Annotated in this window: 14 protein-coding genes and 1 other annotated feature; of the genes, 1 reads left to right on the plus strand and 13 read right to left on the minus strand. The window is 40.6% G+C overall.

The window, feature by feature from the left end; genetic code table 11:
- Positions 1-223: hypothetical protein (locus WB217_RS13870; protein ID WP_423993808.1), on the plus strand; the 223-nt coding region annotated here is incomplete at its 5' end.
- Between the two features lie 76 nt (positions 224-299).
- Here WB217_RS13870 and rpoD read toward each other — a convergent pair.
- From rpoD to WB217_RS13935, 13 genes are all read right to left on the minus strand, one after another.
- Positions 300-1,430 (minus strand): RNA polymerase sigma factor RpoD, encoded by a 1,131-nt coding sequence (gene rpoD, locus WB217_RS13875; RefSeq protein ID WP_423993809.1) that lies wholly within the window; start codon positions 1,428-1,430, stop codon positions 300-302.
- 44 nt (positions 1,431-1,474) lie between these two features.
- Entirely contained in the window at positions 1,475-3,289 is a 1,815-nt protein-coding gene (gene dnaG, locus WB217_RS13880; RefSeq protein WP_423993810.1) for a DNA primase, read from the minus strand.
- Between the two features lie 13 nt (positions 3,290-3,302).
- Positions 3,303-3,773: a YaiI/YqxD family protein gene (locus WB217_RS13885; RefSeq protein WP_423993823.1), complete on the minus strand. Its 471-nt coding sequence runs from the start codon at positions 3,771-3,773 to the stop codon at positions 3,303-3,305.
- Between the two features lie 400 nt (positions 3,774-4,173).
- Entirely contained in the window at positions 4,174-4,992 is an 819-nt protein-coding gene (locus tag WB217_RS13890; protein WP_423993811.1) for a pyruvate, water dikinase regulatory protein, read from the minus strand.
- A 31-nt stretch (positions 4,993-5,023) separates the two neighbouring features.
- A complete protein-coding gene (locus WB217_RS13895) occupies positions 5,024-5,656 on the minus strand; it encodes a helix-turn-helix transcriptional regulator (RefSeq protein ID WP_423993812.1) in 633 nt (210 codons plus the stop codon).
- Positions 5,657-5,956: 300 nt separating this feature from the next.
- On the minus strand, positions 5,957-8,032 hold the full coding sequence (gene glyS / locus WB217_RS13900; RefSeq protein WP_423993813.1) for a glycine--tRNA ligase subunit beta: 2,076 nt from the start codon (positions 8,030-8,032) through the stop codon (positions 5,957-5,959).
- Positions 8,025-8,915 (minus strand): glycine--tRNA ligase subunit alpha, encoded by an 891-nt coding sequence (gene glyQ, locus WB217_RS13905; protein WP_423993815.1) that lies wholly within the window; start codon positions 8,913-8,915, stop codon positions 8,025-8,027. The genes glyS and glyQ overlap by 8 nt, the downstream gene beginning before the upstream one ends.
- A gap of 165 nt (positions 8,916-9,080) precedes the next feature.
- Positions 9,081-9,251 (minus strand) — a binding site (T-box leader).
- Positions 9,252-9,298: 47 nt separating this feature from the next.
- Positions 9,299-10,051, minus strand: coding sequence for a DNA repair protein RecO (gene recO / locus WB217_RS13910; protein ID WP_423993816.1), 753 nt, complete (start codon positions 10,049-10,051; stop codon positions 9,299-9,301).
- 31 nt (positions 10,052-10,082) lie between these two features.
- A complete protein-coding gene (locus WB217_RS13915) occupies positions 10,083-10,226 on the minus strand; it encodes a YqzL family protein (RefSeq protein WP_423993817.1) in 144 nt (47 codons plus the stop codon).
- 167 nt (positions 10,227-10,393) lie between these two features.
- Positions 10,394-11,317 (minus strand): GTPase Era, encoded by a 924-nt coding sequence (gene era / locus WB217_RS13920; protein WP_423993818.1) that lies wholly within the window; start codon positions 11,315-11,317, stop codon positions 10,394-10,396.
- A gap of 224 nt (positions 11,318-11,541) precedes the next feature.
- The gene (locus WB217_RS13925) at positions 11,542-11,937 is read right to left on the minus strand and encodes a diacylglycerol kinase family protein (protein WP_423993825.1); all 396 of its coding nucleotides are present in this window, start codon (positions 11,935-11,937) and stop codon (positions 11,542-11,544) included.
- On the minus strand, positions 11,915-12,385 hold the full coding sequence (gene ybeY, locus WB217_RS13930) for an rRNA maturation RNase YbeY (RefSeq protein WP_423993820.1): 471 nt from the start codon (positions 12,383-12,385) through the stop codon (positions 11,915-11,917). The genes WB217_RS13925 and ybeY overlap by 23 nt, the downstream gene beginning before the upstream one ends.
- Positions 12,382-13,824 (minus strand): HD family phosphohydrolase (locus WB217_RS13935; RefSeq protein ID WP_423993821.1); only part of this gene is annotated, 1,443 nt, incomplete at its 5' end. The genes WB217_RS13935 and ybeY, both read right to left, overlap by 4 nt.

Below are 13,824 nucleotides of genomic sequence, written 5' to 3' on the forward strand. Positions count from 1 at the left end.
CCAGGCACTCGCTTTCCGCGGGGCGTCAGGTGAGCCTCCTCGTCGCTTTGCTCCTGGGGGTCTCACCTTGGCCGCTAATCCCGCAGGACTTGGATATGCTTCCTCCCAATCTGCCCACGCACGATGGAAATGCGTTAGCATTTTCGGAGGAGTCGAGTGCACTCCGCTCCAATCAACAGGTGCTAAAAATCTACATTCCCTATTACCACAGCCAAAAATTTAAGCAGCGTTCAACTTATGATATATAAAAAAGGAATAATTTACTTTTATTTTAAAAAGTAAATTATTCCTTGGCAATCCTATTCTAAAAAGTCTTTAAGACGTTTACTTCGGCTCGGGTGTCTTAACTTTCGAAGTGCCTTGGCTTCAATTTGACGGATACGTTCGCGCGTAACCCCAAATACCTTGCCCACTTCCTCAAGTGTGCGGGTACGGCCATCATCTAGTCCGAATCTTAGTCTTAAGACGTTTTCCTCACGGTCTGTAAGCGTATCAAGGACATCTTCAAGCTGTTCCTTTAATAATTCATAGGCAGCGTGTTCAGAAGGAGAGGTTGCATCCTGGTCTTCAATGAAATCCCCAAGGTGTGAATCGTCCTCTTCACCTATTGGTGTTTCAAGCGAAACAGGTTCCTGGGCAATCTTTAAAATTTCTCTTACCTTTTCTGGTGTAAGATCCATATCTTCACCAATTTCTTCAGGAGTTGGTTCGCGGCCTAAATCCTGAAGGAGCTGTCTCTGTACACGAATCAATTTATTGATTGTTTCAACCATATGAACGGGAATCCTAATCGTACGTGCCTGGTCAGCGATAGCGCGTGTGATTGCCTGGCGAATCCACCATGTGGCATAAGTACTGAATTTGAAACCCTTTCGGTAATCAAATTTTTCAACCGCCTTGATTAAACCCATATTTCCTTCCTGGATTAAATCAAGAAATAGCATTCCACGGCCGACATAACGTTTAGCAATACTTACTACAAGTCGAAGGTTTGCTTCAGCAAGACGCCTTTTAGCCTCTTCGTCGCCTTCTTCAATTCGTTCTGCAAGGTTGATTTCTTCTTCTCCAGACAGAAGATCCACACGCCCGATTTCTTTTAGGTACATCCTTACAGGGTCATTGATTTTGACTCCTGGTGGGACACTAAGATCATTTAAATCGAACTCTTCATCACCTTTGGAAAGCTGCTTTACATCTGGATCCTCTGATTCATCACTTTCGCCAACGAGTTCAACTCCCTGCTCTCCAAGGAACTCATAGAATTCATCCATCTGGTCTGAATCAAGTTCAAAACTTGAGAGCCTTTCAGCAATATCATCATAAGCAAGGACGCCTGTTTTTTTACCCAGTGCAGTTAACTGGTCTTTAACTTGTTCCACTGTCACTTCATTTTCTGTGACCTCTTTAGAACGGGCCGACTTTTCAGCCATTTGTCCCCCTCCTTCCAAAAATCAAAAACAATCAGCATCGGGATTTATAGAGTCTTGCGCAAACTAATGATTTCTGCAGCGATAGACGCTGCACGCAAGAAGTCACTTTGTCGTTCTGCCTGTTTTTGTTCTGCCAATTTTTCCTTTATTTTTAACATTTTTTGATAATTCAACACTTGCTTGATATAATCAGATAATTCCTGATCACTGATTTCCTCGTTCAGAGGCATCATCTCGATATCAGCAACGACCCTTTTTAGCTTATTATCCTGAAGGTAATTTAAGAACGCACTTGGATCAGGGTCATGTCCTTTTTCATAGTATGCAAATAAATAAGTAATAATAGCCTGATGTTCATCAATGTTCAGTGTGTTTCCTTGAAGCATATCCTGTACCTTATAGGCAATATCGGCACTTCTCATCATGTGAGATATTAGACGCCTTTCAGCAGTATGGTATGCAGGTTTCAGCTCTGCTTTGCGGCTGAACGCCACTGGCTTGTTTTCTGGCTGGGCTTGCCCTTTAGTCGGTGGTTTCTTTTGGTTCCTTGCCTGCACCAATTGGTTCTGCTGTTGCACAAGTGCTTCTAGCGAAAGCGAAAACTCATTGGCAATCTGCCTTAAATACAAATCTTTCTCAACGGCTTTATCTAATGCACTAATTTCTTTAAGTACTTCTTCGATATATTGAAGGCGATCTCCTTCATGCTGAAGGTTTTTCCCTCTTCGATAATATATTAATTTAAATGCCATCAAGGTGGCGCTCGACCCAATTATTTCATTTTTGAATTTTTCCACGCCGTGGACCTTTATGAAATCGTCGGGGTCCATGCCATCTGGCATAAGTGCGACTTTTATCGCAAACCCTGCCTTGGATAGCATATTGGAAGCCCTGTAGGCTGCTTCAATACCAGCTTTGTCCGAATCATAACAAATCGTAACGGCTTGAACATTCCTCTTCAACAATGATATATGCTCTTCGGTGAGCGAAGTTCCCATCGTTGCAACGCCATTTTCAACACCGGCACGATTAGCGGAAATGACATCGGCAAACCCTTCAAAAAGCACGGCTTGCTGCTGCTTTCGGATTGAAGGTCGTGCAAGATGAAAATTATACAAAACTTTGCTCTTGTTAAAGATCTGCGTTTCGGGACTATTTAAATATTTGGGTTCTTCGCCCCCTAGTGTTCTCCCGGAAAACGCAATCGTATTCCCTTGATGGTCCACGATTGGAAACATGATTCTGTCCCTGAACCTGTCAAAGTAGGTACCATCTTTTTCTCTTTGTATGACTAATCCTGCTTTTTCAACTAATGCCAGTGAAAATCCCCGTTTTTCAAGCAGCTTAGATACAAAATCCCAAGAGGGAAGTGCATATCCAATCTGGAACCGTTCAATCGATTCCATGGTGAAGCCCCGGTTAAGAAGATATTCCAGAGCATCCTGACCTTCTTTTGTATTTACCAGCAAATGATGATAAAATTTACGCAATAGCTCGTGAGCTTCAATCATCTGCTTAGAGCCTTCAGGCAATTGCGGTCCTTTGTTCGTTAAGGGACCCTCCAGCTGCAGTTCGATATTCGCTTGTTCTGCTAGTTTTAAGACGGCCTCCTGGAAGGAAATACCTTCTATCTCCATTAAAAATGAAAATACATTACCACCAGCGCCACAACCAAAGCAATGATAAATTTGCTTATCAGGTGAGACTGAAAACGATGGAGAGTTTTCCCCATGAAATGGACAGAGTCCAAAATAGTTTCTGCCCTGTTTTTTTAACTGAACAAAATCACCTATGACATCGACTATTTCAACCGCCTGCCGGATTTCATTTACTTTTTCCTCGGCAATCCTCTCTGCCATATGCATGACCCCATTAGTTGTGATTCCTTGAACATATCTTAAAATTCGACAAAAGCATGCTCAATTCCTTTATAAATTTTTCTCTGTCTCTTTCGGTAAAAGGTTTTGGCCCTTTTCCGTATAATCCACGCCTTCTTGCCTTAGCTGAAAGATGCCTTAATTCAAGCGCAGTTTGTATTCCTTTTTCTTCAAATAAGTTTCCCCTTGGAGAGATGGCATAAACCCCTTTCGCAAGAAGGGTAGAGGCAAGACCGATGTCCTGCGTCACTGCAAAATCACCTTTCTTAACGTGATTCATTAAATAAAGGTCTGCAGCCTCTTTATATGAATCGACAAATACCCAGTTTTGCCCTTGAAGATCATTCTTCATATGGGCATAAGAAGCAACATAGATTACTTCGATTGAAAATTCCGAAGCAATTTCGACAATTTCTTTTATAACCGGGCATGAATCTGCATCAACAAAAAGAGTCTGGCTGTTGATTTCACTAGTATTAATTCTACATCACTCCGGATTTTCCTTCTTAGGGACTATATTTTTTAAAAAGGGAATTTTGTCGAATTTTTTCATGGTCAATATCTTGACAACTGATAATAAATAGTTTATTCGTAATCTGTCAAGTCTAAACCTAAACAGAAACATTTTTATCACAATTTTTTATTATAGTATAAGAAAGGTTATTTTTCCATTATTTTTTCTTGGGGTTTAAGACTATTTACATCTATAACCTCACATTGAAATAATTCACATAATATGTAAATGATGTTTTCGTAAACTTTGTTGCTTTAAATAAGTTGATTTCGAACTATCCATTTAACACAACAACCTATTTAAAAGTCCGTAATCATTCAAAAAGAAAAGCACATACGCAAATCTATATGTGCTAAGCGTCCATCTTTTTGTTCCGGACCATGTTCAGAATTACATTAGCCGTTTCTTCAACTGCCTTATTTGTCACATCAATGACAGGACAGCCGATTTTTTCAACCAGACCATCGAAAAATTCTATTTCTTCTTTGATCCGCTCGATATTTGCATAAATAGCTTTGTCATTTAGGCCAAGTGATATCAATCGCTCTCTTCGGATCTGGTTAAGCTTATCCGGGGAAATCCTCAAACCAAAACATTTTTCCTTTGGAACAAGGAATAACTCCTCGGGCGGATCCACTTCAGGGACAATCGGCACGTTTGCCACTTTATATCTCTTATGTGCAAGATATTGTGATAAAGGTGTTTTTGAAGTCCTTGATACACCAACAAGAACAATATCCGCCTTCAAGATTCCCCTTGGGTCACGTCCATCGTCATATTTCACGGCAAATTCAATTGCTTCAACCTTTTTGAAGTAATCTTCATCTAGTTTCCTGACCAATCCTGGTTCATATAATGGAGTTTCCCCACTAAGGAGCTGAATTTGCTGCATCAATGGGCCAATTAGGTCACATGCATATACTCCTTCTTTTACAGAGGCCTCCAACAGATACTCACTTATTTCCGGCTTTACTAAAGTAAAAGCAATCATACCGCCGTCGAGCTTAGCAAGGGAGACAACTTCATCAATATGTTCTTTATCCTCAACATAAGGATATCTTTTTAAAGAGATATCTGCATGTTCAAATTGGCTGATAGCAGCCTTCGTGACGAGCTCAGCTGTCTCGCCGACAGAGTCAGAAACCACATAAATTATTGGCGTTTTTTTCATTTTTGTATCCAGCCCCTTCAATATTTGCTTCTTATTCCTCTGCCAAGGCTACAAAAGCCTTCGTAATGTTCGTCTTCGTCAATCTGCCGACAAGTTCATATCCATCATCGGTATCTTTAATGATTGGAAGAGCGTCAATTTGCTTTTCAATCAATTCCTTTGCTGCATCAATAAGCAGGTCGTCCCTGCGGCAAACAGTTATGTTCGGCATCCTTGTCATAATGATATTTACTGGCAAGGTAGTCAGCTCTTGTTTGCCAATGCTTGCCCTCAATAAATCTTTACGAGAAAGAACACCTACTAGCTTCGAAGCTTTATCAACAACAAACAATGTCCCAACATCCTCAAGAAACATTGTACAAATTGCATCATAAACCGAAACGTTTTCAGGCACTACAATCGGAATCGACTGATATTCTCTAACAAGGATTTTCTTAAGGTTCTCAGAAAGGAGCTGATTACCTGTTTTGCCTGTGTAAAAATAGCCAACACGCGGCCTGGCGTCCAAATAGCCTGACATTGTCAGGATGGCAAGGTCCGGCCTTAATGTCGCCCTTGTCAGATTCAACCTGTCGGCAATATGTTCACCTGTGATAGGCCCATTATCCTTGACGATTTGCAGGATCTGTTCCTGGCGTTTATTCAGTTCGATTGTCCTCACCACCTAACGGAAGTATTTGGCTAATTAGCCGCAATTTTATGTAAAGTTGATATTATTCGCTTTTATGGTTTTTAGGATATCGGATTCCCAGCACACCAAAAGTAAACATGACCACAAAGCTCACTTCCACAATTCAATTCAATACTCTTATTTGAATTTATAAGAGAAACCTCGTCATAAAATTATTATATCCTACTCAATCCAAATAGAAAGTAAGTATTTTGTTATTCTTGAGAATAGAGTAAAGATGTGACAGCTGTAATTTTCAAAGTGCCTTCCTTAAGCTGGAAGGCACTTCGATTATTACTTCACAAGAATATCGTTGACTTTGGCAAGCTTCATGATCAGAACTGCCAATGCAGCCATCTGATTCAATCGGTTTTCCCTAATGTCCTCATGATCAGACATAACCATCGTATTATCAAAATATTGATTGATTTCTGGCTTTAATGAAACAAGCAGCTGATAATACGCGGAAGCATCTACACCATTTTCCGTCTTTCTGCCAAGCTCAAGATATTTATCATAGAGATTTTTTTCATGCTCATTCTCAAACAACTCTGGGTTGATGTCTCCCAGCACTTCTTTTTTGCTGGCGATATTAAGGACCCTGCTTAATGCCTCCATGCTCTCCTTAAATCCTTCGTCAGAGCTTGCTGACTGCAATGCATCAGCTTTCTGAACTAATTCAGAAACTGTTCCGATTTCACCGCCTAGAACCGCATCGATGATATCATAACGAATTGCGCGCTCCTGCAGTAAATGCTTTACACGAAGTTTAAAGAATTGGATAAGTCCATGGTAGACTTCTTCTTCAGACCGTTTTGCGATTCCTGATTCAGAAATTAAATTCAAGGAAAGTCCAACAAGGTTTTCAACTGAGATCGACCATCGTTTTTCATTTAATGTCTGGACAATTCCTGTTGTCTGCCTTCTTAATGCATACGGATCCTGAGAGCCGCTAGGAATAATCCCAAGTGCAAAGAAAGAGATGATCGTATCAAGTTTATCAGCAATTGCCACTAAAGCCCCAGCAGGTGATCCTGGTACAGAATCTTCTGCATTCCTTGGCATATAGTGTTCATTGATCGCAACAGCTACCTCAGGGCTTTCACCTTTTTGAAGAGCGTATTTCTCTCCCATAATCCCCTGCAGTTCTGGAAACTCATATACCATTTGTGATACTAAATCGAATTTACTGATTTGTGCAGCCCTATCAGCTGCCTTAATTACTTCAGGTGCAAATTCCAGTCTATCTGCAACTAAATTGACTAACTTACGGACACGTTCTGCCTTCTCTGCAATCGTACCGATTTCTTCGTGATATACAATATTCTTAAGCTTATCCAAAGCAGTGTCGATTTGCAGTTTTTGATCTTCTTTATAGAAAAATGCAGCATCAGCCAGTCTAGCCCTAAGAACCTTTTCATTGCCCCGTGCTACTTTTTCGATATGAAGGTGATCGCCATTCCTAACGGTTACAAAATGAGGAAGCAATTCTCCTTCAGCGGATTTAACCGGGAAATAGCGCTGATGCTCCTTCATTGAAGTAATAAGTACTTCACTTGGGATTTCCAGGAATTCTTCCTCAAAACGGCCGTATAAGGCAGTCGGATATTCAACCAAATTATTAACCTCTTCGAGCAAGTCTTCATCAACAGGAATTTTCCAGCTGTTTTCTTCCTCGATTTTTTCAAGTTGTGAAAGGATGGCATCCTTGCGCTTTTGTGCATCAGCGACCACATATTGTCCAAGTAATGTTTCTTCATATTCTTCAGGGCTTGATATCGTTACTTCATCTTCTCCTAGGAAACGATGACCTCTCGTAACTTTCCCTGTTTGAACGCCTGCTATTTCAAATGGAATTACATCGCTGCCGAACATCGCTACCAGCCATTTTATTGGTCTTACGTATCGCATGTCTAAATCTGCCCAGCGCATATTCTTCGGGAAAGACATGCTAGTGATGATTGCTTGTAATTCAACAAGCAATGCGGAGGTTTCCTGACCTTTTATGAATTTGCTGACATGGGCATACTCAACACCATTGATTTCTTTGAAGAAAATATCTTCAACCGTCATACCCTGGCCGCGTGTAAAGCCCATTGCTGCTTTTGACCACTCGCCTGTTTCAGAAAGCGCAATTTTCCTGGCAGGACCCTTTGCTTCCTCCACGCTGTCTTCCTGGCGTTCATCTACATTCATGACAAGGACAGCCAGCCTGCGTGGAGTTGAGTATAAGTTAATGCTTTCAAATCCAATATTATTGTTTGTTAGCCAGTTCTCAACTTTGGAAGCAAGCTGGTCGATGGAATCAGTAATAAATCTTGCAGGCATTTCTTCTAATCCAATTTCAAGTAAAAGATTGCGCTTAGTCATTTTCTACCTGCTCCTTCCGTTTAATGATTGGGAAACCTAGTTTTTCTCTTTCGTCATAGAACGTTTTCGCCACTTTTTTGGCCAAGTTCCGGCAGCGAGCGATATAGCCCGTTCTTTCGGTTACTGAAATAGCACCGCGTGCATCAAGGATATTAAAAACATGCGAGCATTTCAGGACATAGTCATACGCTGGATGCACAAGTCCAACTTCCATTTGTCGATGGGCTTCCTTTTCATAAATATTAAAAAGATTGAACAGCATATCCTGATCTGAAGTCTCAAAGGTATATTTTGAATGTTCATACTCTGGCTGACCGAAAATATCCCTTACGGTAAAACCATTTGTCCACTCTAAATCAAATACATTTTCTTTATCCTGGATGTATGATGCAAGTCTCTCAATCCCGTAAGTGATTTCAACCGAAACTGGTTTACAATCTAATCCTCCTACTTGCTGGAAGTAAGTGAACTGGGTAATTTCCATACCATCAAGCCAGACTTCCCATCCTAGGCCAGCACAGCCAAGGGACGGATTCTCCCAGTTATCCTCAACAAAACGAATATCGTGTTCAAGAGGATCAATTCCTAATGCCTTCAGTGATTCAAGATAGATTTCCTGGATGTTGTCAGGAGAAGGCTTCATGATTACCTGGAATTGGTGATGCTGATAAAGCCTGTTCGGGTTCTCCCCATAACGCCCGTCAGCAGGTCGGCGGGATGGTTCAACATACGCCACATTCCACGGCTCAGGTCCAATCGCTCTCAGGAATGTATAAGGGCTCATCGTTCCGGCACCCTTTTCGACATCATAGGCCTGCATAAGGATGCAGCCCTTTTCAGACCAGTGTTTTTGCAATGTAAGGATCATATTTTGAATATTCATCTGAACACCTCCGAATGATTAAATAGCTTTTATATAAATTGCTTTGTTAACTAGAATATTGATTTCCGCCCCAATCAACTGACACTAAAAAATCAACAATAACCACATAAACACTAACACAGCCTAAAAATAAAAAACTCCCGCCTCCTATGCACATAATTCATGCATAGGGACGAGAGTTACCCGCGGTTCCACCCTATTTGCTGCCAATAAGCAGCCTCTTTAAGAAAATGTCGCTCCAGAATGCCTTCCTTAATTTTCTGTAATCCGGCTCACACCAAACCCGGACTCGCTAATACAGAACGATTAAGTACTCTTTTCCTTCTCTGCAACATATGTAATTTAATTTGAATAATATCGAAAACAAGTAATGATGTCAATAGTTATAGCATGTCCCTAAATGAATCCATCTGGTCAAGGAATTTTCTCGTTTTTAAGTAAAGACCAGAATACTCATCATAATAGGCAGAAATGACCTTTTTGAGCTCTGCTTTTGTTTCTGGCTTGACTGAAATATTTCCGAGTCGGTTCAAGTCAAGCAGATAAAATAATCGGAGCAGCTTTACCGTACCAGGCGCTATTTTAAACCGGTAAGGATCTCGTTCAAAGCAGCGATGGCAAATCAAGCCGCCTTCCTTGATGGAAAAATGAAATTCTCCTTCAGTACTGCCACAATTGGCACATCTGTCTAAAATCGGATACAGACCCTGGACATTCAGCATTTTCATTTCATAAATATTAGTCAGGATTTCAAGGTCATAACCTTCATTCATATAATTAAGCGTCTGGAGCAAAAGTTCAAATAAAAACGGGTTTGATTTTCGATCCTCGGTAACTTTATCAGTCAAATCTACAATGTAGCTAGCATGTGCTGTCAGGAAGATGTCCTCACGAATCGCTCTCATAGATGAAATCATTTCACCCTGCTGCAGGCCGCCAAGCCCAGTGCTTGCCTGGAATAGGTACTGTCCATACGTAAAAAGCTGGGTGACGGCAGTAAGCCTGCTATTAGGCTTTTTTGCACCTCTTGCCATCACTCCAACTTTCCCAAATTCCCTCGTATATAAAGTTACAATTTTGTTTGTTTCGCCATAATCTGTTGTTCTAATGACGATGCCTTCACATTTCTGCAGCATCAGCGGTCACCATCCATTACTACAGACAAACCTATGAGATTGGAAAATCAATTTCTGCTAGTTCTTCCTCCTGATAACCGGGTATTTCTTGATTGTCCTTCTCTAATTCCTTAAAGAGAAGATAAGTGTCAATATTACCTGTTTGCGAAAAGACCTTCCAGGTAAAATCCAACATCGAAAACCCCACCTTTCAATTTTTCACTAGCAATTTTGTCCCAAATCCTTATGAATATCATAGCCTGTCAATCAGATTTTCATGTTACGAAAAAATTGTAAATCGAGATCGTGTATAAATTTCAATAATCATTAATATGTTAATGATGGAGCATTTGCCAAGCAGGCTTAATACTCATCTTCTCGGAAACCATAATCACGCAAGTGTGAAGCTTTATTTCTCCAATCTTTCTGGACCTTTACCCATAACTCAAGAAATACCTTGGATCCAAGCAGGTTCTCAATATCCAGACGTGCCCTTTTGCCAATTTCCTTAAGCATGCTCCCCTGCTTGCCGATTATAATGCCTTTTTGAGAATCCCGTTCGACAATAATGGTTGCCATGACATGAACCATATCTTTTTCAGGCTGCCGTTCCATTTTTTCAATGACTACAGCCGTTGAATGGGGAATTTCTTCTCTGGTCAGATGCAGTGCTTTTTCTCTGATTAATTCTGAAACAATGAACCGTTCAGGATGGTCCGTTACCTGATCTGCCGGATAAAACTGTGGCCCTTCAGGCATTTTTTCCTTGATTTGCTCCAGCAGCTTTTCAATGTTGTTGCCTTCGAGTGCAGAGATAGGAACAATTTCAGCAAAGTTGAATTTTTCCTTATAGGAAACGATTAATTCCAAAAGTTTATCGGGATGAATTAAGTCAATTTTATTAATGACCAGGAACACTGGAGTTTTAACGTTTTGCAGTTTTTCAATGATAAATTCCTCTCCGCGCCCGTATCCCTCCTGGGCATTGACCATGAATAGTATAAGGTCGACTTCTTTTAAAGTATTTTGAGCCACCTTCATCATGAAATCTCCCAGACGATGCTTAGGCTTATGGATTCCTGGAGTATCAATGAAAATCAACTGTGAATCTTCAAGAGTAAGAACGCCCTGAACCTTGTTTCGTGTCGTTTGCGGCTTATCACTCATAATAGCGATTTTTTGGCCAATTACCCTATTAAGGAATGTAGATTTACCGACATTCGGCCTGCCAATAATTGAGATAAACCCAGATTTGTGAGATTGATTGCTTTGATTGCTAAAATTCATTTTGTAATTCCCTTCTCCACTTAATTTTAACCTATTTCAACTGAGATTTCATCGTTTGTAGCAAAATTGAAATATAAAATTTTAAATTTTCTAAAAACTAACTCGCAGTTTTTATAGACTGTTATGTCATTTTACTTAAGTTTTAGTCTGTTTTCAAATTCATTGAAACATTTGCTTACACAGTATCAGAAAACTAAAAGAAAAAGTTGCCCTATGCAGGACAACTATAAAGGAACTATTGCTAAAATCCTGGGCAGAAAGATGATCAATCCAATGACCACACTTATGATTGCAAAGAACAGGACAGCTCCGGCAGATATATCTTTTGCCTGCTTCGCAAGTGGGTGAAACTCTTTTGTGTACAAATCGACAGTCCGTTCAACAGCGGTATTCAACATCTCCAAAGCAATCATTCCGCCGATCGCGAGCAGTATTGTGATCCATTCTGCTTTAGTAATAGAGAATGCGAATCCTGCTAATACGACGAGAACAGAAATGCAAATATGAATCTGCATATTCCGTTCTTTTGAAGCCGCTGAAGCAATTCCTATAAACCCAAACCGGAACGAAGAAACCAAACTATGCTTTTTCCGTTTATTAGCGTGCAAGCCCATAACCATCGAGAATTTCTTTTTGTCTGTCAAACATCTTTTTCTCGTCCTGCTCGTTCATATGATCATACCCTAACAGATGAAGGAATCCATGGACAGCGAGAAAACCGAGCTCCCTCATGAAGGAATGATTATATTCTTCTGCCTGCTCTCTGGTTCTAGGAACAGATATAATGATATCCCCTAAAACCCGAGGCATATCTGCCCCTACTACCTCAATCTCCCCTTCTCCCATCTCCTCCAAAGCAAAGGAGATAACATCGGTCGGCTGGTCTTTATCACGATATTCCCTGTTGATCTCCTGAATACGTTCATTCGAGACAAATGTTACGGAAAGCTCACTTCCTGCTTGAATATTCTCTTTGCCAGCAGCAAAATTCAGCAATTTTTCAATTTCTTCAATCTCTTGCTGTGCCAATTCATTTATTTCATCTAAAAAATCAATTTCTAGTTTCATGCTTGCTTCACCTTCTGTTTATTCATTTCTGGATATTCAATCCTTGAATGGAAAATTCCCTTGAGCGTTTCACACAATGTATCAGCAACCGTATCAAGTTCTTTCAGCGTTATGTCACACTCACCCAGCTGCCCATCTTGAAGCCTGTCAGCAATAATATTTCGTACAAGCGTCTCAATTTGCTCATGGGTAGGATGCGCAAGCGACCGGACAGCAGCTTCTACACTATCTGCAATCCCTATAACAGCAGACTCCTTTGTTTGCGGCTTGGGTCCCGGATATCTAAAATCCTCTTCTTTTACATCATGCCCATTTTGTTTTGCTTTGTGGTAAAAGAATTTTAACAAAGTTGTTCCATGATGCTGTTCAGCAATATCAATAATTTCTTTTGGCATCCGATAATTGCGGAGCATCTCCGCACCATCGGTGGCATGGGCAATTATAATGTTTTTGCTTGTTAATGCCGGCAGTTTATCATGTGGATTATCCATGTTTATTTGGTTCTCAATAAAAAACTGAGGTCTCTTTGTTTTTCCGATATCATGGTAATAACATCCCACCCTTGCCAGAAGCCCATTTGCCCCGATCGCCTCACAGGCTGCTTCCGAAAGGTTTGCAACCATGACGCTGTGATGGTAAGTACCTGGTGCTTCGGTAAGGATTTTCCTTAAAAGCGGATGGTTTGGATTGGAAAGCTCAATCATTCTCAAGGTGGACAGAATGCCGAATCCGGCTTCGAAAAACGGCAATAGGCCGATTGTTAATACAGCTGATGTAATTCCAGACAGGAAGGCTGCGATCAAGTAAAAGCCATATTCCATCCCGGAGTATTGGCTGTTCCTGAGAAAAATGATTGAGACGATGATGATTAAATTGACAACAGATACAAATAATCCTGCCTGGAGAATTTTCGAGCGCTGATTTTGTTTCTGTAAAAACAAAATAGCTGCCAGCCCACTAGCAAGAATATAGATTCCAACTGTTATGTTCAAAGTCCCGGTTATGCCCTCATTGAAAATAATTGTGCCCGAAATCGCCAATACGACAATTTGAAAAAGGGCCAAGCGTTCATTAATCAATATTTTAATCAGCATGGCACCCATCGCCGCCGGAAAAATGTAACCGACCTCCGAGTATTCAAATTCCTCGAAAATGCTTACTAATTTCATGAGAAGGATCGATGTGATGAATATAATACTGAAAATCAAAAGATACTTTTGTTTTTTATCAGCGTTTTCCATCTCATTAAATATAAAATAAAGCGCAAACAAAATGAGCGAAACAATCATGGCAAGGCCGATAAATGGTTTGTATGAATTTTCACTTTCCAGCAGCCCCACAAGCTGAAGTTTCTTAAAAATATCCCTGCTGATTAATTGCCCTTCATCCACGAGGATTTGCCCTTCTAGTATCCGGACAGGTTCAACCCCATCCATAGC

The organism is Mesobacillus sp., assembly GCF_049588175.1.
Taxonomy (GTDB): domain Bacteria; phylum Bacillota; class Bacilli; order Bacillales; family Cytobacillaceae; genus Mesobacillus.